The sequence below is a fragment of the Micromonospora alfalfae genome (assembly GCF_022230925.1).
Classification (GTDB): Bacteria; Actinomycetota; Actinomycetes; order Mycobacteriales; family Micromonosporaceae; genus Micromonospora; species Micromonospora alfalfae.
Map to the genome: position 1 here is coordinate 26613 of NZ_JAKKFH010000018.1, position 23619 is coordinate 50231.

General features: G+C 70.7%; 18 protein-coding genes. 11 read left to right on the forward strand and 7 right to left on the reverse strand.

Translation table 11 applies throughout. The features are described from left to right. Window positions 1-20 precede the first annotated feature (20 nt). Both mmsA and mmsB read left to right on the forward strand, forming a co-directional pair. On the forward strand, window positions 21-1559 hold the full coding sequence (gene mmsA / locus MED01_RS15355) for a multiple monosaccharide ABC transporter ATP-binding protein (protein ID WP_238669243.1): 1539 nt from the start codon (window positions 21-23) through the stop codon (window positions 1557-1559). After that, window positions 1556-2806: a multiple monosaccharide ABC transporter permease gene (gene mmsB / locus MED01_RS15360; RefSeq protein WP_238669244.1), complete on the forward strand. Its 1251-nt coding sequence runs from the start codon at window positions 1556-1558 to the stop codon at window positions 2804-2806. Before mmsA ends, mmsB begins: the two co-directional genes overlap by 4 nt. Before the next feature lie 57 nt (window positions 2807-2863). Here mmsB and MED01_RS15365 read toward each other — a convergent pair whose 3' ends face one another. Beyond that, window positions 2864-4243: a CBM96 family carbohydrate-binding protein gene (locus MED01_RS15365; protein WP_238669245.1), complete on the reverse strand. Its 1380-nt coding sequence runs from the start codon at window positions 4241-4243 to the stop codon at window positions 2864-2866. A gap of 220 nt (window positions 4244-4463) precedes the next feature. Here MED01_RS15365 and MED01_RS15370 point away from each other — a divergent pair, with 220 nt between their 5' ends. The 6 genes from MED01_RS15370 to MED01_RS15395 all read left to right on the forward strand — a co-directional run bounded on the left by MED01_RS15370 (window position 4464) and on the right by MED01_RS15395 (window position 12644). Next, window positions 4464-5744 (forward strand): MFS transporter, encoded by a 1281-nt coding sequence (locus tag MED01_RS15370; RefSeq protein WP_238669246.1) that lies wholly within the window; start codon window positions 4464-4466, stop codon window positions 5742-5744. Continuing rightward, window positions 5741-6724: a TolB family protein gene (locus MED01_RS15375; RefSeq protein WP_238669247.1), complete on the forward strand. Its 984-nt coding sequence runs from the start codon at window positions 5741-5743 to the stop codon at window positions 6722-6724. Before MED01_RS15370 ends, MED01_RS15375 begins: the two co-directional genes overlap by 4 nt. A gap of 121 nt (window positions 6725-6845) precedes the next feature. Continuing rightward, a complete protein-coding gene (locus MED01_RS15380; RefSeq protein WP_238669248.1) occupies window positions 6846-8372 on the forward strand; it encodes an alkaline phosphatase D family protein in 1527 nt (508 codons plus the stop codon). Between the two features lie 14 nt (window positions 8373-8386). Beyond that, the gene (locus MED01_RS15385; RefSeq protein WP_238669249.1) at window positions 8387-9700 is read left to right on the forward strand and encodes a hypothetical protein; all 1314 of its coding nucleotides are present in this window, start codon (window positions 8387-8389) and stop codon (window positions 9698-9700) included. A gap of 340 nt (window positions 9701-10040) precedes the next feature. Further along, on the forward strand, window positions 10041-11204 hold the full coding sequence (locus tag MED01_RS15390) for a peptidoglycan DD-metalloendopeptidase family protein (protein ID WP_238669250.1): 1164 nt from the start codon (window positions 10041-10043) through the stop codon (window positions 11202-11204). Window positions 11205-11270: 66 nt separating this feature from the next. Beyond that, window positions 11271-12644: an N-acetylmuramoyl-L-alanine amidase gene (locus tag MED01_RS15395; RefSeq protein WP_238669251.1), complete on the forward strand. Its 1374-nt coding sequence runs from the start codon at window positions 11271-11273 to the stop codon at window positions 12642-12644. Between the two features lie 23 nt (window positions 12645-12667). Here the strand turns inward: MED01_RS15395 and MED01_RS15400 are convergent, their stop codons facing one another. Genes MED01_RS15400 through MED01_RS15410 form a run of 3 tightly spaced genes read right to left on the reverse strand, consistent with a single transcriptional unit; the run spans window position 12668 to window position 16383 of the window. Beyond that, complete coding sequence (locus MED01_RS15400) at window positions 12668-13237, reverse strand: TetR/AcrR family transcriptional regulator (protein WP_238669252.1); 570 nt, start codon at window positions 13235-13237, stop codon at window positions 12668-12670. A gap of 51 nt (window positions 13238-13288) precedes the next feature. Further along, on the reverse strand, window positions 13289-13954 hold the full coding sequence (locus MED01_RS15405) for a hypothetical protein (RefSeq protein WP_238669253.1): 666 nt from the start codon (window positions 13952-13954) through the stop codon (window positions 13289-13291). Further along, window positions 13951-16383 carry a PEP/pyruvate-binding domain-containing protein gene (locus tag MED01_RS15410; protein ID WP_238669254.1) on the reverse strand — a complete coding sequence of 811 codons (2433 nt, stop codon included), beginning with the start codon at window positions 16381-16383 and terminating at the stop codon, window positions 13951-13953. The genes MED01_RS15405 and MED01_RS15410 overlap by 4 nt, the downstream gene beginning before the upstream one ends. A 134-nt stretch (window positions 16384-16517) precedes the next feature. On the opposite strand from MED01_RS15410, the gene MED01_RS15415 reads away from it, so the two are divergent. The 3 genes from MED01_RS15415 to MED01_RS15425 all read left to right on the forward strand — a co-directional run bounded on the left by MED01_RS15415 (window position 16518) and on the right by MED01_RS15425 (window position 20640). Next, window positions 16518-17165 (forward strand): M23 family metallopeptidase, encoded by a 648-nt coding sequence (locus MED01_RS15415; RefSeq protein ID WP_238669255.1) that lies wholly within the window; start codon window positions 16518-16520, stop codon window positions 17163-17165. A 73-nt stretch (window positions 17166-17238) separates the two neighbouring features. Beyond that, window positions 17239-17469: a DUF2188 domain-containing protein gene (locus MED01_RS15420; protein WP_238669256.1), complete on the forward strand. Its 231-nt coding sequence runs from the start codon at window positions 17239-17241 to the stop codon at window positions 17467-17469. Window positions 17470-17685: 216 nt separating this feature from the next. Then, window positions 17686-20640, forward strand: coding sequence for a fibronectin type III domain-containing protein (locus MED01_RS15425; RefSeq protein ID WP_238669257.1), 2955 nt, complete (start codon window positions 17686-17688; stop codon window positions 20638-20640). 93 nt (window positions 20641-20733) lie between these two features. On the opposite strand, the gene MED01_RS15430 is transcribed toward MED01_RS15425, so the two are convergent. The 3 genes from MED01_RS15430 to MED01_RS15440 form a co-directional block, all read right to left on the reverse strand. Beyond that, complete coding sequence (locus MED01_RS15430; protein WP_238669258.1) at window positions 20734-21717, reverse strand: COG1361 family protein; 984 nt, start codon at window positions 21715-21717, stop codon at window positions 20734-20736. Window positions 21718-21733: 16 nt separating this feature from the next. After that, window positions 21734-22279: a hypothetical protein gene (locus MED01_RS15435; protein WP_238669259.1), complete on the reverse strand. Its 546-nt coding sequence runs from the start codon at window positions 22277-22279 to the stop codon at window positions 21734-21736. Window positions 22280-22552: 273 nt separating this feature from the next. After that, window positions 22553-23575 carry a DUF4331 family protein gene (locus tag MED01_RS15440; RefSeq protein ID WP_238669260.1) on the reverse strand — a complete coding sequence of 341 codons (1023 nt, stop codon included), beginning with the start codon at window positions 23573-23575 and terminating at the stop codon, window positions 22553-22555. Window positions 23576-23619 lie beyond the last annotated feature (44 nt).

Here is a 23619-nt window from a genome sequence, read left to right on the forward strand (position 1 = left end):
CCTGACGGAGGACAGTGACAATGGACGACACCATCCTCGAGATGCGTCGCATCACCAAGACCTTCCCCGGCGTGACCGCGCTGGAGGACGTCACCCTCGCAGTGCGCCGCGGGGAGATCCACGCCATCTGTGGTGAGAACGGCGCCGGCAAGTCCACCCTGATGAAGGTGCTGTCCGGCGTCTACCCGTCCGGCTCGTACGACGGCGAAATCCTCTTCGACGGCAAGCCGATGCAGTTCCGTGGCATCCGCGACAGCGAGGCCAACGGCATCGTCATCATCCACCAGGAGCTCGCCCTGGTGCCGTACCTGTCGATCGCGGAGAACATCTTCCTCGGCAACGAGCGGCGCGGCCGCAGCGGGCTCATCGACTGGAACTTCGCCAACGCCGAAGCGGCGAAGCTGCTGGCGTCCGTCGGGCTGCACGAGAACCCGGTCACCCCGGTCATCCAGCTCGGCGTCGGCAAGCAGCAGCTCGTGGAGATCGCCAAGGCGCTGTCGAAGAAGGTGCGCCTGCTCATCCTGGACGAGCCGACGGCCGCGCTCAACGACATCGACTCGGCGCACCTGCTCGACCTGTTGCGGGCACTCAAGGAGCAGGGCATCACCTGCATCATGATCTCGCACAAGCTCAACGAGATCACCGCCATCGCCGACTCGACCACAGTCATCCGCGACGGGCGCGCGGTGGAGACCCTCGACATGAGGTCCGACGAGGTGACCCAGCAGCGGATCATCCGGGGCATGGTCGGGCGCGACCTGGACAGCTTCTACCCCGACCGCGAGTCGTCCCCCGGTGACGAGGTCCTGCGCATCGAGGACTGGACGGTGCGGCACCCGGTCCAGGACCGGATGGTCGTGGAGGGCGTCGGCCTGTCCGTACGCGCCGGTGAGGTCGTCGGCATCGCCGGCCTGATGGGGGCCGGACGGACCGAGCTGGCCATGAGCGTCTTCGGTCGGTCCTACGGGCGCGACATCCGGGGCCGACTCTTCGTCCACGGGCGGGAGGTGCAGGCACGCACCGTCGCCGAGGCGATCGACAACGGCATCGCGTACGTCACCGAGGACCGCAAGCGCTACGGCCTCAACCTCATCGACGACGTGCGGCGCAACGTGTCCGCCGCCGCGTTGGACCGGCTGTCCCGCCTGGGCTGGGTGAACGGCAACGAGGAGATCAAGGTTGCCGAGTCGAGCCGCAAGGAGATGAACATCCGGACGCCGAGCGTCATGGCGGTGGTCGGCAAGCTCTCCGGCGGCAACCAGCAGAAGGTCGTGCTGTCGAAGTGGCTGTTCACCGACCCGGACGTGCTGATCCTCGACGAGCCCACCCGCGGGATCGACGTCGGCGCCAAGTACGAGATCTACACGATCATCAACCGGCTGGTGGCCGCCGGTAAGGCGGTGATCGTCATCTCCTCCGAGCTGCCGGAGCTGCTCGGAATGTGCGACCGCATCTACACCCTCGCCGCCGGCCGGATCACCGGCGAGATGCCGGTGGCCGAGGCGACTCAGGAGAGCCTCATGGAGCTGATGACCAAGGACAAGGAGCTCGTCGGATGACCAGCATCAAGACCCCTTCGACGGAGCGCCCCACGCCCCCGGACAGCCCGCCCACCGCCGCCCTGCACAGCGGGACGAGCGACCTGCGGGCGCTGGTGTTGAACAACCTGCGGCAGAGCGGGATCTACGTCGCCCTGGTCGTCATCGTCGCGCTCTTCGCGGTCCTGACCGACGGGGTGTTGCTGAGCCCCGGCAACATCACCAACATCGTCCTCCAGTACTCGTACATCCTGGTCCTCGCGATCGGGATGGTCATCCTGATCATCGGCGGGCACATCGACCTGTCGGTCGGATCGGTCGTCGCGCTCACCGGAGCGGTCTCCGCCGTCCTGGTGATCCAGCAGGGGCACCCCTGGTGGATCGGCGTCCTGGCCGCGCTGGTCGTCGGCGTAGCGGTCGGCGCGTGGCACGGGTTCTGGGTGGCGTACGCCGGCATTCCGGCCTTCATCGTGACCCTGGCCGGCATGCTGCTGTTCCGGGGTCTGACCCTGCGGGTGCTCGACAACATCTCGCTGTCGCCGTTCCCGTCCGAGTACCAGCAGGTCGCGGCGGGCTTCCTCAACGGCCTGCTCGGCGGGCAGGGCTTCGACGCCTTCACGTTGCTGATCGGCGCCATCGCCGTGGCCGGCTACGCGGTCAGCGGCTTCCGTACCCGCGTGGCGCGGATCCGCTACCAGCAGCCCGTCGAGTCGTTCCCGCTCTTCGTCGCCCGGGTCGTGCTGGTCGGCGCGGTCCTCATGTACTTCGCCTGGCAGTTGGCGCACGCCCGAGGGCTGCCGATCGTGCTGATCATCCTGGCGGTCCTGGTGCTGGTCTACGGCCTGCTCACCCGGCGTACCGTCTTCGGTCGCCAGGTCTACGCGATCGGCGGCAACCTGTCGGCGGCGGCGCTGTCCGGGGTGAAGGTCCGCACCGTCAACTTCTGGATGTTCGTCAACATGGGCTTCCTGGCGGCGGTGGCCGGCGTCATCTACTCGTCGCGGTCGAATGGCGCTCAGCCCGCCGCCGGCAACATGTTCGAGCTGGACGCGATCGCCGCGGCCTTCATCGGCGGCGCGGCGGTAACCGGTGGCGTGGGCACCGTGGTGGGCGCGATGGTCGGCGGTCTGATCATGGCGGTGATGAGCAACGGCATGCAGCTGATGGGCATCGACCAGTCGACCCAGTCGGTGGTGAAGGGTCTCGTCCTGCTCGTCGCGGTCGCCTTCGACGTCTACAACAAGCGTCGCGCCGGCACGGCCCGCTGACGACTGACGGTTCGACCGTGCCCCCTGCCCGCCTCGCGGACAGGGGGCACGCGTCCGTCAGTGGCAGGTGGTGGTGCCGCTGTCGGTGTAGGTCTGGCCGGCCACCGGCACGAACTGCCAGTCATAGCTGTTGGAGTGCAGCGTGAACTTCAGTAGGCCCCACGCCGAGCTGTTGCGCGCCTCGCTGTTGGGCTGGATGGTGCCGAAGCCGTAGTGGCCGGCGCCGCCCATCCCGGCGACGAAGCTGCGCAGACCACGGCTGGTGTCGGCGCCACCGGCCGGGTTCATCGGGGCGAACCGCTCGTAGACGTGGTTGTGCCCCCAGACCACGACGTCGGCGTTGTAGTCGTAGAGGGCCTGGTACAGCGGGCGCGTCGACGTCGACGGGGCATGGTTGGAGCTGGACGTGAACAGCGGGTGGTGCCAGTACGCGATGGTGCACGGCTTGCTGCTCGCGGCCAGGTCCCCGCGCAGCCACTGCTCCTGCGTCGAGCCGGCCGACATGCTGATGTTCGAGTTCAGCGACACGACGTGCCAGTTGCCGAGGTCGAACGAGTAGTAGCCGCGACCGCTCGGGCCGGCCGACGTACCGAAGTAGTTGTAGTAGCCGGTCGCGCCCGACGTGTTGTAGTCGTGGTTGCCCGGCGACGGGCGGGTGCGGGACTTGTGCCGACCCCAGGTGGGCTCGTAGTAGTTGTTGAACTGCGACGCCGTCCCGCTGTCGTAGACGTTGTCGCCGGTGGTGAAGACCGTTCCCGGGATGCTGTCGAGCAGAGTCGCCGTGGCGCTGTCGCCGGAGCCCGAGTCGGCGATGTCGCCGGCGCCGACGAACACCGGGTCGCCCGACGGGGGTGTCGTGGTGCTCCCGGTGGTGACCACCAGTTGCGGAGCGTCGGCGCCACTCTCGCGGGTGTCGTAGTAGGCGCCGTCGCCGCTGGTCGAGGTGGCACCGAAGCTGTACGTGCCGTTGCCGGTGACCGCGGCCGTGACGTCGACCTCGTACCAGGTGTTGCCGCTGACCGCGCCGATCGTGCCGAGCGTGGCCCCGTCGATGGTCGGCTGGTTGTTCCAGGTGGTGCCGGTCTCCGACCAGGTCGTGTTGGACATCCGGCGGAACGTGCCACCGGCGTCGCTGCCGCTGTTGCCGCTGATCGTGCGCAGTCGCAGCTTGGCGCCGGTCACAGTGCCGCTGACACCGCTCACAGTGAAGCGCAGGAACGAGCGCCGCACTGGCGAGTTGTCGACGACGACCTGCGTGGACGTGCCGTAGTTGGTGGTGGCCGCGTCGCTCTGGACGTAGGTGTCGGCGACGGGCGTGAAGGTCACGCTGGCCGCCGACGCCGCGCCGGCGCTTGTCACGACGACGGCGGCGGTCGCGGCGACGATCACCGTGACCACCCCCAGCGTCACCGACGGACGGGGGAATCGAATGTCCATCCAGGACTCCTTACCTCGTGGGAAGAGCGCAAGGAATGTAGGAAGGTCGATGAGCCGGGAGGCGACGGCCGGATGAACACCACGTCCCGGCAGGCGAACACCTCACTGTTGGGAGCTCGTTCACCCGTCCCACGCCCGGACGCCACTCGCGGTCCGTTGTGCGCCCTGCACTGAGTACGGACGATGGCAGCCCGTCGACTGCCGATCAGAGGAGATGCTCGTGTACCTGTCGACCGTCTCCCGACCGGTCGCCGACCAACCGGGATCGGGGCCTCGACGCCGCCGGCTCGCGATGGTCAGCGGCAACGTCGTAGCGCTCGGCACTGTCAGTCTGATCACCGACGTGTCGGCCGAGATGGTGGCCGCGGTCCTGCCGCTCTATCTGGTGCTGGGCCTGCACCTCAGCCCGGTGGCCTTCGGTGTGCTGGACGGCGTCCACACCGGCGCCACCGCGCTGCTTCGGGTCGTCGGCGGTTTCGCCGCCGACCGGTTCCGGCGGCGCAAGCTGATCGCCGGCGTCGGGTACGCGCTTTCGGCGGTCGCGAAGCTCGGCCTGCTGCTCGCCGGTCGGTCGATCCCGGCGATCGGTGCCGTCATCGCCGTCGACCGGCTCGGCAAGGGGGTGCGGAGCGCGCCGCGCGACGCGCTGATCACGCTCTCCACGCCACCCGAGGCGCTGGGTCGGGCGTTCGGAGTGCACCGGGCGATGGACAGTGTCGGCGCGTTCCTCGGGCCGCTCGCCGCGTTCGCGGTCCTGCTGGTCGTCGGGCAGTCGTACGACGCGGTCTTCGTCACCAGTTTCTGCATCGCGGCCCTGGCCGTCGTCGTGCTGGTGCTCTTCGTCCGGGAGCAGCCGCCTGGCGAGGCGGCGGACGGGAGCAACGACCCGAAGGTCTCCGTCCGCGAGGCGCTCGGGCTGCTGCGCCGCGGACGGGCCCGGCGGTTGGTGCTGGCCGCCGCGCTGCTCGGCCTCGCCACCATCGGCGACGGCTTCGTCTACCTGCTGCTGCAACGCCGAATGGACCTCGGCCTGCGCTGGTTTCCGCTGCTCGCGGTGGGAACCAGCCTGGCGTACCTGCTGCTCGCTGCTCCGCTCGGCGTGCTCGCCGACCGGATCGGTCGCCTGCCGGTGGTGATCGGCGGCTACACCGCCCTTGGTGCGACGTACCTGCTGCTGGCCGGCCCGGTCGACGGTTGGCCACTGATCGCCCTGGCGCTGACGCTGTACGGCGCCTTCTACGCGGCCACCGACGGCGTGCTCATCGCGCTCGCCGGTCCGGTGCTGCCGGCGCGCCTGCGGACCACCGGGATCGCGTTGGTGCAGACCGGGCAGGCGCTCGCGTACCTCGTCTCGTCGGTGCTGTTCGGTCTGGCCTGGCAGGCGTGGGGGCCCCAGACCGCGATCCGCGTGGCGGCCGTGGCCGTCGCGGGCGTCCTCGTCGGCACGCTGTTCCTGCTGGCCACCCCATCCCGACTCACCACCCGGAAGGTGCCCCGATGACAGCGATGTCGACCCGAGCGAAGCTCGGCGTGGTGGTCGCCTCGACAGTGCTGTTGGGGGCGGTGGCGGCCGGCTACGCCGCCACCGCCGCGGAGGCTCCCGGGACACCGCCATCCGCCGGCGGCGAGCAGGCAGTCACCCTGACGTCCGGGCCGCGCCTGCTGGCGATCACCGACCGGCACGTCTCCACCGTCGCCGCGACCGACCCCGGCGGGCCGCGCACCGTCGCCGGCCTGGAATGCCTCCGGGTGTACGCGGCGGCCGGCACCGGCGTGTGCCTGAAGCCGGAGACCGCGTGGTCGTACCAGGTTGTCGTGCTCGACGCGATGCTGCGCCAGACCCGGGCGGTCAGTGTGCCAGGGCTGCCGAACCGGGCCCGGGTCTCGGCCTCCGGCCGGATGGTCTCCTGGACGACGTTCGTCGGTGGCGACTCGTACACCGCCAGTGGCTTCTCCACCCGCACCGGGATCCTCGACACCCGCACCGGCACCACTGTTGCCTCGCTCGAAGAGTTCGCCATCACCCGGGACGGCCGGGGCTACCGCAACGCGGACGTCAACTACTGGGGTGTCACCTTCACCGCCGACGACAACCGCTTCTACGCGACGATGGCGACCGGTGGTGAGAGGTACCTCGTCCGGGGTGACCTCGCGGCTCGTACTGTCGAGACGCTGAAGGAGAACGTCGAGTGCCCGTCGCTGTCACCGGACGGCACCCGGCTCGCGTTCAAGGAGGCGGTCGACGCCGACCCGGCGAAGGGCTGGCGGCTGTCGGTTCTGGACCTGTCGAGCATGCGGGTCACCGCGACCGCCGAGGTGCGCAGCGTCGATGACCAGGCCGCGTGGCTGGACAACGGCGAGCTGGCCTACACGCTGCGCCCGGACGACGGCCAGCCCGACGTCTGGAGCGTCAGGGCGGACGGGGCCGGCACACCGACGTTGGTGATCCCCGGCGCGGAGTCGCCGTCCCCGCTCACCTGAAGGTCCGTCCCCGGCCCCGGCGGTCCGGACACCTGAACGCCTTGGCGCGGACAGCATTCCGTCATGTCGGATTCCTCCCCGCAGCCATCGCCGTTCATCGACGTTCCCGAGGCTGTTGACCATGACAAGGCTGAGCCGTCGCATATTCGTCCTCAGTGGACTCGTCACCGCCGGAGTCGCGGTGACACCCCGTCAGGGTGCCCGCGCCGCGGTGCCGTACCCCTTCAAGCTCGGTGTGGCGTCCGGTGATCCGGCCCCCGACAGCGTGGTCCTCTGGACCCGGCTGGCACCGTCCCCGCTCAACGCCGACGGGCAGGGCGGCATGGCCAACGCCGACGTGACGGTGGAGTGGCAGGTGTCCGCGACCGACCGGTTCACCTCGCTGGTCGCCTCCGGCTCGGTGGTCGCCCGGTACGCCGACGCGCACTCCGTGCACGCCATCGCGGGCGGGCTCGCCGCCGACTCCGACTACTACTACCGGTTCCGGGCCCAGGGTCAGATCTCGCCGGTCGGGCGGACCCGGACCGCCCCGGCGCCCAGCGCCTTCGGCCGCGACCTGGTGATGGCCTTCGCCTCCTGCGCCCACTACGAGGCCGGCTACTACACCGCGTACCGGCGGATGGCCGAGGACAACCCCGGCCTGATCCTGCACCTCGGTGACTACATCTACGAGGGCGGCGTCGGCAGCTCCACTGTGCGACAGCACCTCGGCGCCGAGATCGTGTCGCTGGCCGACTACCGCCGCCGGTACGCGCTGTACAAGTCCGACCCGGACCTGCAGGCGGCCCACGCGGCGGCACCCTGGCTGGTGGTGCCGGACGACCACGAGGTGGAGAACAACTACGCCAACATGGTCCGCAACGACAGCAGCCCGACGCTGACAGCAGCCCAGTGGACCGCCCGGCGCACCGCCGCGTACCGGGCCTACTACGAGAACATGCCCCTGCGACCCGCGTCCGCCGCCAACGGCAACGGCATCCCGCTGTACCGACGGGTCCGGTGGGGGCAGCTCGCCACCTTCCACATGCTCGACACCCGCCAGTTCCGCGACGACCAGGCGTGCGGGGACGGCTGGAAGGTCTGCGCCGACGCGGACCTGGCCTCCCGGTCGCTGACCGGCGCCAGCCAGGAGGCGTGGCTGCTCGACGGGTTGGCCCAGCGCTACGGCACCTGGGACATCCTCGGCCAGCAGGTCTTCTTCGCCCAGCAGCTCGACGCGAACGGGGCGGCGAGCATGGACGCGTGGGACGGCTACCGGGCCTCCCGCAGCCGCATCCAGACCGGCTGGCAGCAGCGTGGGGTGCGCAACCCGCTGGTGCTCACCGGCGACGTGCACCGGTCGTGGGCCAACGATCTCAAGGCCGACTACGCCAACCCGTCCTCGGCCACCATCGGCACCGAACTGGTCTGCACCTCGATCAGTTCCACCGGCAACGGCAGCGGCAGCACCACGGTCCCGAACGCGGCGGCCAACCCGCACCTGAAGTTCTACTCGGACCGGCGCGGCTACGTCCGTACCACGATCAGCCGCAGCCAGGTCCGCGCGGACTTCCGCGCGGTGAACACCGTGACCGAGCACGGCGCGGCGGCGTCCACAGTGCGCTCGTTCGTCATCCTCGACGGCCAGCCCGGCCTGCAGGCCGGGTAAGGGAGAGAGCCACCATGACCGTGATCACCGCACTGCTCACCGCGTCCCTGCTGGTCCCGAACGTGGTTCCCGGCCCGACCGCGATGACCGCCGAGGCGGTCACCTGGACCACCGCGAACAGCGTCGCCACCGGCGACCAGGACCTGCCCTCCATCGCCATGAACCGCATCGGTCACGTCGCCGTGGTCTGGGAGGACGACCGGGACAGCGCCGCCCCGGAGGACGACACCCACAGCGAGATCTACCTGCGGCTGTTCCGCGACGGCACCCCCGCGTACGAGCTGAAGCTCTCCACCGGGGGGACCAGCGGAGCCACCTGGCGACACCTCAGCCCCGACGTGGGGCTCGACGACCGGGGCAACGCCGTGGTGGTCTGGGCCGCCGACGGCGACGGCAACGGCGTCTACAACATCCAGTACCGGGTGGTGTCACCCACCGGCGCGGTGCTCGGCTCGGGACAGGCCAACGCCAGCGACGCCGGGCAGCAGATCTGGCCGAAGGTCTCGGTCGACCCGGACGGCGCGCCCACCAACGCCGCCGCCGTCGGCTTCACAGTGGTCTGGGAGGACGTGCAGGGAACCGCTCCGGCCACCGTCAAGGCCGCCGGCTTCACCGCGGCCACCACCAAGGCGTACGAGGTGACCGCCTCACAGACGACGGGCACGCACCACCGTCCCGACGTGGCGGTGTCCGCCTCCGGCGAGGCGCTGGTGGTCTGGGACGAGGACGCCGACGCGAACGGCTCGTACAACATCGGGCTGACCCGGTTGGCCCGGTCCAACGGCGCCGTGGCGCTGTCGCGGCGGACGGCCAACGCCCAGAGCGGCGGGCAGCAGCAGCGTGCCTCGGTCGCGGCGAACTTCGCCGGTGACTTCACCGTCGGGTGGGAACCCGACCATCTCGGCACCCGTGGTGTCTGGGCTCGATCGTTCACCGCGACGGGTACGGCCCGGCACGCTGAGGTGCCGGTCTCCACCGGCACCGGTGCCGTCGCTCCCGCTGTCGGTATCGACGACCAGGACAACGTCGTGGTCGGCTGGACGGTGTCCGGCACCAACCCGGACGTCTGGGCGCGCGGCCTCAACCCGGACGGCACGTCCACCGGCCGGCTGGCGGCTCAGGCGCTGAGCCAGACCACTACCGGTCGCCAGGAGCACTTCGCGGTCGCCGCGTCGCCCTGGGGTGAGGTGAGCGGTTGCTACACCGACGACAACGACGGCAACTCCTTCGACCAGGTGCTCCTCGGCCTGGGGACGACGAACTCCACCTGGCTGATGTCCGCCGACGAGCTGCGCCGCCTGAAGGCACGGGGCACCCCGACCCACTGAGCCGGGCGTGATCCACTCGGGTTCGGTGAAGTCGCGGTGTCCCCGGTAGTGGGACACCGCGACTTCCGCAAAACCGTGTCGATCGCACGAAGTAGAGCCACCACAGGCACACGGTCGCGGCGAGGCGCAGGGTCTGCCGGCGACACTGCGGGTTGATGTAGGAAACCTTCGATGGGTGCGTTGACTTTGATGGTTTACTACACAACAATCAGCTTCAATATTTACGCCCATCTCTTTCGTTGGCCGGTAGCCCCTGCTCAGTCCCGCCAGCACACCCACCCCTCAGCGGCCGCGTGCGCTCCATCGCTCCGGCCTGGACCCCATGGAAAGTGAGGCCACGATGAGACACGGTCGGCGACTGGTCGGCGGCGCAGCCGCGGCCCTGATGATGGTCACGAGCCTGATCGGGGCGGCGCCCAGCGCCGCTGCCGCGGCGGCCACCCCCGCGCTCACCGACGCGGTGACCGCCAAGCTGCTCGGCGGCGCGAAGGTGTCCACCGCCGCGCGACCGGAGACCCGGGTCACCGTCAGCCGCACCAGCGGCAGGTGGGCGTTCGGCACCGCTGTCGCGCTCGCGCCCCGCCAGGAGGACGCCCACCCGACCGGGTCGATCTTCATTGCCCGGTCCGAGCCCGCCGGGTGGCGGATCGCCTTCGACGGCGAGGCCGCCTTCGGCGAACTGGCCGCCGCGTCGCCCCTGACGACGGCGCAGGAGAGGAACGTTCTCACCACCACCCCGACCCCGATGTACGCGGGCGGCGACTACCGGACCGGAATGGCACTGCCGTTCGGTGTCGGCCAGACCTGGACGCTCACCAGCGGCCCGCACGGCTGGGGCGGAACCGAGTCACCGTACAGCTCGGTCGACCTGGCCGGCGGCGACCAGGTGGTCCGCGCCGCCCGCGCCGGAGCGGCGTACACGATGTGCCAGGGGTGGATCCGGGTCATCCACGACCGGGGCTACTCGACCGACTACTACCACCTGTGGAACAGCATCTCCGTCAACGGCGCCAGCGTCGGCCAGGGTGCCGTCCTGGGCAACACCGGCACCGACGTCACCTGCGGCGGGGCCGCCTACGGCCGGCACGTCCACTTCGGGCTCCGACAGAACAGCGCGTACGTGCCGATCGCCGGCCACGACATCGGCAAGTGGGTGCTGAACAACGGCGCCGCCGCGTACCAGGGCGGGGCGCGGCACGGGTCGGCCTGGGCCGGTGCCGGCGGCGGCCTGTACAACTTCGGCGCGCTCGGCTTCAACCAGGGGGTGGTCGACGCGAACGGCGGCGGGGTGCTCACCCGACGTGCCGGGCCGGGGACCGGCTACGGCTCGCTGGGCTCGGTGGCCGACGGCGCCACGGTCACCATCTCCTGTTCCGCCAACGGCACCTCCCACACTGGGCGGTACGGCACGACGGCGCTCTGGAACCGGTTGAGCGACGGCAGTTGGGTGTCCGACGCCTACCTGTCGACAGGTGTGAACGGCCCGATCAACGGTTGGTGCTGACGAGGTTCATCCCCGCGGGTTGGCGGCCCACCGGCCGCCAACCCGCAGTAACCGCAAGGAGGGCTCATGTCCGTTCGCACCTTCCACGGAGGCCGGCTCCTGCTCGCCCTGACCACCGCCCTGACCGGAGCCGTCGCGGTCGCCTCACCGGCTGTCGCCGACCCCGGCGGTACGCCAGCGCCGGCCGCCCCGCTGGCCGTCGCGTTCGACACCGCCGCCGCGCGGTACGACGTTCCGCGCGACCTGCTGGTGGCGCTGGGGTACGCCGAGTCGCGGCTGGACATGCACGCCAGCACACCGAGCGCGGCAGGCGGCCACGGGCTGATGCACCTGGCGAGCACCCCTGGCGTGCGCACCCTGGACGAGGCTGCCGCGCTCACCCGGCTCAGTCCGGCCGCGCTGCGGACCGAACCCGCGGCGAACGTGCTCGGGGCCGCCGCCGTGCTGCGCTCGTACGCCGATCAGGCGGGTCTCACCGCCGCGACGCGCGACGACGTGAACGTCTGGTACGGACCGGTCGCCCGGTACGGCGCAAGCAGCGAGGCGCCGGTCGCGCGGCTCTACGCCGACACCGTCTACGACCTGCTGCGGGTCGGGTTCACCGGGCGCGGCGAGGCGGTGGCCGGGCGTCCGGTCGCGCCCCGGCGGGGTGGCCTGGAGCGGGCCGCCGTGCTCGGCGGGATCGGCACCCTCAGCACCGACTACGGGCCGGCCGCGTGGGCGCCGGCCAGCACGAGCAACTACACGGTGGCCAGCCGACCGGGCAGCCACCCGGTGACCCACATCGTCATCCACACCGCGCAGGGCTCGTACTCCGGCACCGTCAGCTGGTTCCAGAACCCGGCGGCCCAGGCCAGCGCGCACTACACCCTCCGGTCCTCCGACGGAGCCGTCACGCAGTCCGTACGGGAAAAGGACATCGCCTGGCACGCCGGCAACTGGACCTACAACACCCAGTCGATCGGCATCGAGCACGAGGGGTACGTCGACAATCCCGCCTGGCTCACCGACGCGATGTACCGCGCCTCGGCCGCGCTCACCCGCAGCCTCGCCACCAAGTACGGCATCCCGAAGGACCGGGCGCACATCATCGCCCACCACGAGGTGCCGGGCGCCACCCACACCGACCCGGGCCCGAACTGGAACTGGACCTACTACCTGCAACTGGTGAACGGGGTCACCGGCATCGGCTCCGGCACTGTGATCGCCTCCGCGTCCAGCCTCAACGTGCGTTCCGGCCCCGGTGTCAGCCACCCGGTCGTCGGCTCGGTCACCGACGGCGCCACAGTCGCCGTCTACTGCCAGGCCGTCGGCAGCACGGTCACCGGCCCGTACGGCACGACCGCCGTCTGGAACCGGATCGGCACCAACCGCTACGTCTCCGACGCCTATCTGCTGACCGGCCACGACGGGTACATCCCGAACGTGCCGCGCTGCTGAGTGGGCGCTACGACCAGCACCGCTCAGTCTTCGAAGAGCAGGTCGAGGTGGGCGTCCAGCGCGCCCAGCGCCTGTTCGGCGGTGTACTGCCCACCCAGCAGGTAGACACCGAGCCCCTCCATCAGGGCCAGCAGGCCGGAAGCGGCGGCGGTGCCGTGGCGGTCGGGCAGGACGCTGGCGATGAACCCGGTGAACTGTGCCGTGTCCTCGTGCAGGCTGGGCGCGGCCGACGGTCGCACCGCCGTGTAGGCCAGGAACGCGAGCGCCACCCGCCCGTTGTCGCGGGTGCCCTCGTCGAGCGGCAGCAGCGCGGCGAGCATCGTGCGCAGCAGCAGTCGAGGCGACGGGGTCTCGCCCAGTCGTGCCACCGCCTCGGTGACCCGGAGCTGGCTGCGCTCACGTACCACGCTCAACGCGAACGCCATCATCTCGTCCTTGGTCCGGAAGTAGTGCTGGACCATCCCGGCGGACACCCCGGCCTCGGCAGCCACGTGTCGGAGGCTGACGGCCTCCAGGCCCTGATCCGCGGCGACCCGCATCAGCGCGTCCGCGATGAGGGTGCGTCGCTCCTGGTGATCGACCTTCTTGGGCATGGCCTCGATCGTTTCACAGTGAGTGGCCCGGAGACTCCGCCAGCGCGGCGGTCACCGGCTGACGGTCCGGCTGACCGGGGTGCCCCGCGCGCTGCGCAGCAGGCCGTCCGGGTCGTCGGCGTACAGTCGCAGCTCGTTCACCGGCGTGGACCCGGTCTTGGGCAGGTCGAAGGTCAGCGGCCGGCGCAGCAGGACGTCGATGCTGGTCTGGCTGCCGACCGAGATGGACACCACCCGCCGGTCGCCCTCCTGCTCGACCTGCACCGATCTGCTCGACGGTAGCGAACGGTGGCGCTTGCGCAGCGCCTCGACGTCCGTCCACGGGATCCAGATGTCGATGCCCCAGCTGAGCCGCACCCGCAGGCCGCGGTCGCCCACGACGTGGGGGTGGATCGTCATGCTGGCGAACAGGCCGATCATCCAGAGCAGACCCCAGATGCCGAGGCCCAGCACAATCCAGCGGGCGGGCCGCCACGGCACCACGTGGGTGACCACCACGTCGAAGATCGGGATCTCCACTACCGACAGGCCGATGAAGATGCCCAGGATCGGCTTGACCACGCCGAGATAGCCGAACGGCTCGTCGCCGGGCCCCAGCGGCAGTGGACGACGCCGGGCCCACACGTACAGGCTGCGCCACGTCGCGGCCTCGACCTCGGCCGCCCGACGCAGCAGCGGGCCCACCCGCGCCCTGGTCGGTGTCATCGTGTCGGTCATGCTCGTCCTTCCTGCTCGGGTCCGTGCGGCGTGACGGTTCCGGCGCCGCCGTCCACCGTGACGAGCTGCCCGGTGGTGATGGTCCGGGTGGCGTCCGGCACGCAGATGACTGCGGGAATGCCGTACTCACGGGCCACCGTCGGACCGTGCGCCATGATCGCGCCGGTCTCGGTGACCAGCGCCGCCGCGGTGAGGAACAGCGGGGTCCAGCCCGGGTCCGTGGTAGCGGCGACCAGGACTTCGCCGGGCTCGATGTGGGCGGTGCCCGGATCGTGCACGACGCGGGCGGGGCCGGTCACCCGGCCCGCCGACGCACCCACTCCGGCGAGCGTCCCGTCGCCTGTCGATGCCGCCGGCAGGACGGTCTCGACATCCGTGCCGTCGGAGAGCAGTGCCACCGGCACCGTCCGACGCCGCAGCTCCCGGCGGTGCACGGTCCGTCGGGCGGTGACGGTGCCGCGCAGGTCAACACCCTGGTGTACGGAGCTGTGCACCTCGTCGAGGGTCAGGAACATGATGTCGTCGGGCTGGTCCAGCAACCCGCGGCCGTGCAGGTCGGCGCCGATGTGCAGCAGTTGGCGACGGGTCTCGCGCAGCGGGTACAGCCCGGCGAACTTGCCGGCCTCGCGCAGGCCGGCCAACGACCGCGCCCGGCGCAACAGGAAACCGGCGATCCTGCCCCGCACCGGCCGCCGACGGCGAGCCCGGGTGACAAGTTCCTCCAACGCTGTCTCCGCAGCCGAGGCGGCCCGCTGGAAGCGCTGGTCGGGACCCTGTTGCGGAGCGGTGACCCGTAGGTAGTTGGCGATCGCGGCGAAGACCGGCGTGGGGTCCTCCGCCCAGCGCGGCACCCCGAGGTCGACTTCGGCGACGCCCCGGTGCCCGTAGGCGTCCAGGAAAGCCGTCATGCCGATGTCGGGCAGCGTCCCGCGTAGGTGGCGTGCGGCCAACTCGGCCGGCGGGGTGTCGAGGAGAAGCTGGCGGTGGTCGCCCACGCCCTGGGCGAGCCGCCACAGGGCCAGGTCCATCTCAATTGTGACGTTGTGCGGCATGCCGCCGAGCACCGTGTGGACCTCGTCCGGGCCGGCGATGCCCTTGAGCAGGGCGGTCGGCAGGGCGGCGGCGAGCATCCCGGCGACGATCGGCCACATGATCGCGTCGGCGCTGTCGTCGGTGTCGTCGTCCTGCGCCTGCACGAAGCGCAGCCGGTCGGCGGTGGTGAGCAGCTCCGCGGGGGCGGCTGAGCTCACCCTCAGCTGCTCGATCGCCTCGAACATCCGGGTCCGCGCGGCCTCGGGACGGGCCAGCGCCTGCAGGATTCCCACCACCGCGCGGCGGGCCGTCCGCAGCGATGCGCCCCTGGGCGCTCCACCGCGCCGGACGCCGCCGCTGGTCGGGGCGAACCGGGGATCGGCCAGCACGTGCTGCATCACCGCCTGGGCGCGCGGCCCGAAGTCGACAGCCAGGAGCTTCACCAGTCGCTTGCGGGACGACCGGTCGCGCGCGAGGTCGGTCAGGTCGCCGTAGAGGCGGCCGCCGATGTCGACGATCTCGACCCGCACCCCGAGCGCGGCGAGCATCGCGGCGATCTGCGTCCGCAGTGTCGACATGCCCATCGGGGTGACCGGTTGCAGCATGCCCTGAACGTGCCCGAACTCCAGGTAGACGCGGGGGAGGGGCTTCTCGCTGACCGGCGGTGCGGGGAACAGGCTGGTGATCGGCCGGGACTGGAGGAGCCACAGCACGTCGTCAGCGTCGATCGCCCACTCGACATCCTGCGGGCAGCCGAAGTGGGCCTGCAACCGCTCGCCGGTGGCGCGCAGGCCTGCCAGTTGCGCGGACGTCAGGCATCCGGCCTCGGTGCGCGTGACGCCGTCGAGGGAGTAGTGGTCGACGGCGGTGGCGCCGTCGACCACTGTCGTGCCGAGGCCGGGGGCGGCGTCGACGGCCATCTCGTCGCGACGCCCGGTCAGCGGGTTCGCTGTGAACAGCACTCCCGCCACGGCGGGTGTGACCATGCGCTGCACGACGACGGCCATCCGTACCGTCTGGTGATCGATGCCGCGGGCGTCGCGGTAGGCGGTCGCGCGGTCGCCGTGCAGCGAAGCCCAGCATTTCTCGACGGCGGCGATCAGCTCGGCGGTGCCGGTGACGTTGAGGACGGTGTCCTGCTGCCCGGCGAAGCTCGCGTCCGGCAGGTCCTCGGCGGTGGCGCTGGAGCGCACCGCCACCGGGCCCGCGCCGAGCCGCTGGTACGCGGCGACGATCTCGGCAGTGGGCACGACGCCGAGCCGGTGTGCCTCGGTGGTGACGCAGAAACCGTCGGGGACCCGCTCGCCGTGCCGGATCAGCTCGCCCAGCCCACCCGCCTTGCCGCCGACCAGGGCGTTCATGGCGGCGGTCACCTCGGACAATGCGATCACCTGCATGGCAGCTCACTCTCGTTGCAATACAACTGCATTGCGTCCGACGGTATCTCGTTTACGATTCGACTGCAATGTAAAAGCTGTGTGCGGGCGACCTCGAAGCCGGGATGTTGCCGCTGTCTGCCATGCTCGGGCCGGTGACGACCGGTCGCCCCACCAGATCCCGCTCCCACCGCCGCCCCCGAAGCCGTGCCATCCGCGCCCTGCTCGTGCTCGTCGCGGTGGCGGCCGTTCTTGGCGTCGTGGTGGTCGCGGTGCCGATGCTGCGACCGGCCGGGCCGCGCCCGCTCTTCCAGATGCCGGTGACCTGCGGCGAGACGTGGCAGCTCAGCACCTACCCCGGTCACGACGACTACGACGTCGATTTCTTCCCCGTCGAGGGCGAGACGTGGGGGCGGCCCGTGCTCGCCTCGTACGCCGGCACGGTGACCGTGGCGGGCATCAACGGCTCGCTGGGCGGCCGGACCCCGGAGGACCCGGACGGCCCACGGGGACGCGGCGGCGGCTACTGGGTGAAGATCGACCACGGCGGCAAGTGGGAGACGCAGTACCTGCACATGCTCGAACCGCCACTGGTCACTGTCGGTCAGAAGGTCGCCCAGGGTGACCAGATCGGGCGGCTCGGCAGCACCGGCAACTCCGGAGCTCCGCACCTGCACTACGAGCAGCGCCGCGGCTGGGACAAGGTGGAGACCCACTTCGACGGCAAACCGTCGGGCATCACCACCGACGAACGCGAACAGATCCTGCGGCGGGTGAGCAACAACTGCCCGGCCGTCTCCTGAGGACCGCGGTTTGCCCGGCCCGGCTCGGGGCACTGATTGGGGGGACAGTGCAGACGCAGGGAGGGAGCCGGCCATGGTCAAGGGTGATGTCGACACGTACCACGAGGACGGGCAGTGGAAGAACAAGCCGGAGGGCCAGGAGCGGGCCAGCAGCACGCATGACGTGAAGGCTGACGCGCAGGCCCAGGGCCGCGAGATGGCGGCCGACCGCGGCGTCGAACACGTGGTCAAGAAGCAGGACGGCACGATCGGGGAGAAGAACACCTACCCCCGCAGCCGCGACCCTCGGGACATCGAGGGCTGACAGCTTCCAGTCTCAGCGGACCGACCTCCTCGGCGTGATCGAGGGGGTCGGTCCGCTTCTGCGCGGTCGGGTACCACGACGGCTTTGCCGCTGTCTGAGAAATATGGGCGTTTTGGGGGGATATAGTCCGTATCGGGACTGGAGTGAACGCTGGGAGTAGGCATGTCGTTTCGGGGCCGGAGTCGGCCGATCAGCAGCGCAGCGCTGGTGGCGGCCGTGATCGCAGGGGTTTTCGCGGTCGCGCCGCTCCCCGCGTGGGCGGCCGGGTCCGTGCTGTTCGACCAGCCGTTTCACAACAACACCCCGGACGGCGTCGGCCCGGTGACAGTGCCCGGCGTGCCACTCGCGACCGCGACCAACGTCGCCTGCCTGAGCGCCGCCGGCAACTCGACCATCGGCCCGCTACTGAGCTGCCCGACGGCGACCGATCCGCAGGGCTCGGGCAAGCTGCGGCTCACCCCGGCTGTCGCGAACCGGCAGGGCGGAGTGTTCGGTGCGGTGAGCGTGCCCACCTCCCAGGGGTTGCACGTCACCTTCAACACCTATCAGTACGGCGGGATCAGCACCGGAGCGGACGGCCTGGCGTTCACGCTGGCCGCTGTCGACCCCGCCAACCCGCGGTCCCCGGCGGTGATCGGCCAGTCGGGCGGATCACTGGGCTACTCGGCGGCGTTCAACGGCGGCTCGGTGGGTCTGTCCAACGGCTACCTGGGCATCGGGCTGGACGTCTTCGGCAACTTCAGCAACAGCCTCTACCAGGGCACCGGCTGCACGAATCCGCCCTACATCTCGACCACCAACACGCGGGTCCCCGGCCAGGTGGTGATCCGGGGGCCGGGCCGTAACGGGGTCGGCTACTGCGCGATCAACAGCACCGCCACCAACACGTCCTCGGCCGCGCTGCCGTTACGGGCCAGCACCCGGGCCGCCTCGGTGGTGCCGGTCGAGGTGGTCGCCAACACCACCGCGTCGCCGTTCACCACCGACACCGGCATCACCGTGCCGGCCGGGGAGTACCGGGTCAGGTTCACCCCGGTCGGCGGGTCGGCGCGGACCCTGGCCGGCAGCCTCCCGGTCGTGTCGCCGAGCCTGTACCCGTCACCGACCTGGCTCAACGCCAGCGGCTACCCCCGGCAACTCGCCTTCGGCTGGGTGGGCTCCACCGGTTCGGTCACCGACTTCCACGAGATCGACAACGTGCGGGCGGTCAGCTTCAACCCGGTGCCGGACCTGAACGTGTCGCAGACCAGCGCGGTCGGGGCCGCACCGCAGCCCGGTGATCCGGTCACCTACTCGATCACCGCCGGGGTCGATGCCGGGACCGCCGAGACATCGCCGATCTCGGTCACCCAGACCGTGCCCACGGGTGTCGTGCCGCGTGGCGCGTTCGGCTCCGGCTGGGTCTGCGCCGCACCATCCGGACAGAGCGTCACCTGCACCAACAGCAACGGCCCGTTCGCCGGCGGAACCTCCCTGCCGCCGATCACGGTCGTGGCGACCGTCACCGGCACCGGAGTGACGCCGGCACTGATCCAGACCGCGACGGTGGCGACGTCGTCGTCGATCGACGCGAACCCGGGCTACTCCTCCGTCGCCACAGCGGTTGCGCCGGCCACCGCACCGAGCGGCGTGACCGTCACCCCCGCGCAGAGCACGATCTCCGGGGGCATCGCGGTCACCGTCGGCGGCAGCAACCTCACCGGCGCGACAGCGATCACCATCGGTACGGCCGCCGAGCAGCAGGCCGGCACCTCGGTGGTGCTGTTGCCGTGCAGCTCCGGCCCGGCCGCCGGCTGCTTCACCGTGAACCCCGACGGCACCCTCGGCATCTCCAGCATGCCGGCCCGGTCCAGCCCGGCGACGGTCACGGTCAGCGTGGCCACCCGAGGCTCCACCGGATCGGCGACCTACGTCTACGCGGCCGCGCCGAACAGCCCGGCCACACCCACCGCGACCGCGGGCGTCAGCAGCGCCACGGTGAGCTGGATTGCGCCGGCGAGCAACGGCAGCCCGATCACCAGCTACCTGATCACCCCGATCCGGGACGGCGTCACCCAGCCGACCCTCACCTTCGACGCCTCCACCACCAGCCGCACCCTGACCGGGCTGACCGTCGGCGCGTCCTACACCTTCCGCGTGGCGGCGGTGAACGCGTACGGCACCGGTGCGGCCAGTCCACCCTCGGCGGCGGTGGTTCCGTACACACTGCCCGGAGCGCCGACGAACACCTCGGCCACCGCGGGTACCAACGCCGCCACGGTGAGCTGGACCGCCCCGGCCAACGGAAGTTCACCGATCACCGGATACACAGTGACGCCCTACCTTGGCGGGGTGGCGCAAAGCCCGCAGACCTTCGCCGGGACCGCGACGACCCAGGTCGTCACCGGGTTGACGGCCGGTGCCGCCTACACCTTCCGGGTGGCCGCGACGAACGCCGCCGGGACCGGCCCGCAGTCGGTTCCCTCCGCGTCGGTGACGGTCAACCCGCCGCCGACGCTGACCTTCCCACCGCCGCCACCCGGCAAGGCGTACGACCCGTACCAGTACCAGCTCACGGTGGCCGGCGGCACCGGCCCGTTCGCCTGGTCGGTCAGCGCCGGGAGCCTGCCCGCCGGGCTGACCCTCGACCCGGTCACCGGCCTGCTCTCCGGCACGCCCACCGTGTCCGGCACGTTCCCGTTCACCGTCCGGGTGACCGACTCGTTCGACCAGTCCGCGACCCGACCGGTCGACCTGGTCATCGCCCCGCTCGGTGGGCTCTCCATCAGCGTCCCGGCGATCTCGACGCTCGGCACCGTCGCCTCGGGCACGACAGGCGTCTCGGGCCAACTCGGCCCGGTGACCGTCACCGACGACCGCGGGCCGTTCTCCGGCAACTGGGTCACCGTCGTCTCGAGCACGAGCTTCACCACGGGCGCTGGATCGGGCGGCGAGACCATCCCCAACAGCAACATCACGTACGCCTCCGGGGCCGCCCTTGCCAGCACCGGGGTCGGATCCTTCGTCCCGCAGCCCGGGGCGGTGCTGAACACCCCGCGTACGGCCGCCGGCTGGTCCGGACAGACCGGAGGCCCGAACACCGTCACCTGGAACCCCACCCTGTTGGTGAGCCTCCCGTCCGAGCTGGTGGTCGGCGACTACGTGGCGGTCGTGACGCACTCCGTCATCTAGCTCAGCCGGCTGTTCATTCCCGGCCCACACCCCCAGACGTCGCTGCCCGGCCGCTCCCTTCGGAACGGCCGGGCAGTCTCTGGTCAGGGAACGTCAGGCCAGCTGGGTCCGGTGCCGGCGGACGAGATACCAACCACCGAGGGCGACCAGCACCAGCAGGGCGATCCCGCCGACCGTGTAGACAAGCCAACTCGGCCCGCTGGAGGCCGAGACCGTCATCGGCGCCGCGACGGGCAGGACGATCTTCCCGGTCGCGGTGCGTTCCACTGTGCCGCTGGCGAGCTTCGCGTGCACGTCCCAGGTCCCGGCGGGCAGGGCCTGACTGACCTCGATCCGTACCTGACCGCTCTGGCCGGGCAGGATCGTCACGCCGTTTGTCACAGTGAACGGTCCGGCCCGGACCGCCGCCTTGGCCAGTGACAGGGTGCCGGTCATGTCCAGTGCGCGTTCGCCGGTGTTGGTGACCCTCGCGGTGACCACGGGGAACTCGCCGGTGCCGGGCTCCGCGGCCAACCCCTCGATCCGGAAGTCCGTTGGCGGCTCGCCACCCGGACCGATGTCGAGGTAGACCCGGATGCCCACGCGGTGGATCTGGGTGACGTTGCCGGTGCGTTCCTTCGCGCTGGTGACCTGCGCCCAGATCGCGCCGTACCGCTCGCCCTTCGATGCCTTCTCCGGCACGGCGAGCTCGACCTCGACCGGGCGTCGCTCGCCCGGGTCCAGCTCCATCGTGGCGGTTCTCAGCCGGATCCACCCGCTCAGCTCGTTGCCCGTGCGGCCCTCGGGCACTGTGAAGGCGTTGTTCTCGACCGACGCCGCGCCGGCATAGAACTCGATCTTCTGCGTCTCGGCGGAGGTGTTCCGCACCTCGACCCGGCGATTGATCGTCGTCCCGGGCTTCAGGTGATCCACGATGTAGACCTGGGCCCGGGGGTCCTGCACCCGACTGGCCGGGATGTCCAGCATTCGGATGCTGATGGCGGCTTCCTCGGCCGGATCCTGTCGCTGCTCCCGCACGGCAACGGCTGGCGCCGCCGAAACCCCGAGCGCCACGAGGGCGACCGAGGCCAGCAGCACCAGCCGGCCGAGCGGCTCAGAACACCGAATGTGTCACCGTCCCCGTGTAGACACCCTGGACGGTGCCGTCGGGCACGTTCACCACCAGGGTGGGGTTCCAGGTGGCGAAGTTGTTGCCGGTGCCGCCGGTGTGGGCCATCGCCGTGCGGGGCACGTTGATGATCACCTGGTCACCGGAGGTGGGCTGACCCGGCGTGAAGGTGCCGCCGCCGGCGGTCGCCGTCGCGGGGCCGGACCAGTACAGGACGTTGATGTTCGGGATCGTCTCGCCCGAGGAGCCACCGCCGGTGGTGAAGTCGGTGGAGACGACGTTGGCTGTCCAGTTGGGGGTGAGCGCCCCGCGCTGGTCCAGCACGGTGACCGGGCCAAGTTGACCGGAGACGGTCGTGCCCTCCACGCCGTTCCCGATGTTGGCGGTCGCCGGCACCGTGATCGACAGACCACCGGCGGCGTCGACGGTGAGGGTCACGACCGTGTCGCCCGTCGTGTCCGCGGCGGCCGGTCCGGCGAGCGCGACGACGGCGGCGACACCGGCCAAGCCTGCGAGAATCTTTCTACGCATCGAGTCTCCTTCTTCCCAAACAACCCATAGCAAGCAGTTCAGAGACTAACTACGCAAAACGCCCACAGGGGCCTGAATGACGCGAGCATCACCCGGTGGTCGGCAGGTGTTCGTGCTCGATCCTCGGTGTGGTGGCGTCGCGGGAGCGGGAATGCCTCTTCCCGGAATCGAGCGTTGTCTCGGGTGGTCCGGGACCGCGCTGGTGGCCGTCGCGGAGGGCGCGCACGACAAGGGCTCGGCGCCCTGCCGGCCGCCGAGCCCCGCGAGCGGATTTCAGGCCGCGACCACGTACGGGAACGTGGCGGACCGGGCGGCCTTGGTGACGTCCGAGGTGAGGCCGGAGGTGGTGCCGGTGTTGAGAATCAGGGAGAACATCACTTCGGGCACGTTGTCGGCCAGGGTGCGTCCGTTGCGGACGGCGAAGCCGAAGTTCGCGGCCGTGCCGACCTTGTACGACAGCAGGTCGGGGTAGAGCTGCCGGGCGACGCTCCAGCCGTACGCCTGCGGATCCGGTGCGGTGCCGTTGGCCTTGACCACGCCGGCGACCGCGTTCGCGATCTCCTCCCCGCCCTCGGTGAGGTCGTTGCCGGGGTGCCGGAAGTTGGCGGGGTCGGAGAAGTCGGTGTCGTGGGGCCAGAAGATCGGCCACATCATGGGGTGGCCGGCGCGGTTGATCTGGCGCCATCCGCCAGCGTCGGTGGCCAGCATGGTGCGACACCACACGCCGATCTCGGTGCCGTCGCGCAGCAGCGGCTCGTCGTGGGAGACCTCGAGGACGATCGACTCGACTGTGGTGCCGGCGAAGCTGTTCCTGGCCTGGTCGGCCCGCCATGCCGAGCGGTCCACCGGCGAACCGTTCTTGACCGCGCCGTTGATGGTGGCGAGTTCGTCGAGGTCGATGAAGAAGGGGTCGGTGATCCGGCCGGCCCAGATCCGGACGTTGCCGCCGGTCGTCACCTCGCCGGTTCGCCCCTCGGCAATGGGGGTGCCCATCGCGGCGTCGTCGCGGGCGTCCGCTCCGGTGAGCTCGTACAACTGGAGGGCCTGCCGGGCGTCGCCGTCCGGCTCGCCGAAGGCGAACCGGTAGGTCAGGTCCTCCACCTCGGCGCCGTTGATGTGAATCTTGATCTCGTAACGTGCCTCGGCGTGGAAGCCGCGCTTGATGTCAGCCTTGGTCACCGAGCTGTTGACGTCCATGACGAACACGGTGGCGCGGTCACCGTTGAAGACGAACAGGTCGTCGATGTAGAGCTGACCGCCCTGGGCGGCCAGGGGCGTATCGAGGTGGTGCGACATGAGCTCACTCCCGGAACTGCCGGATTTTGGACTAATCCGAACAT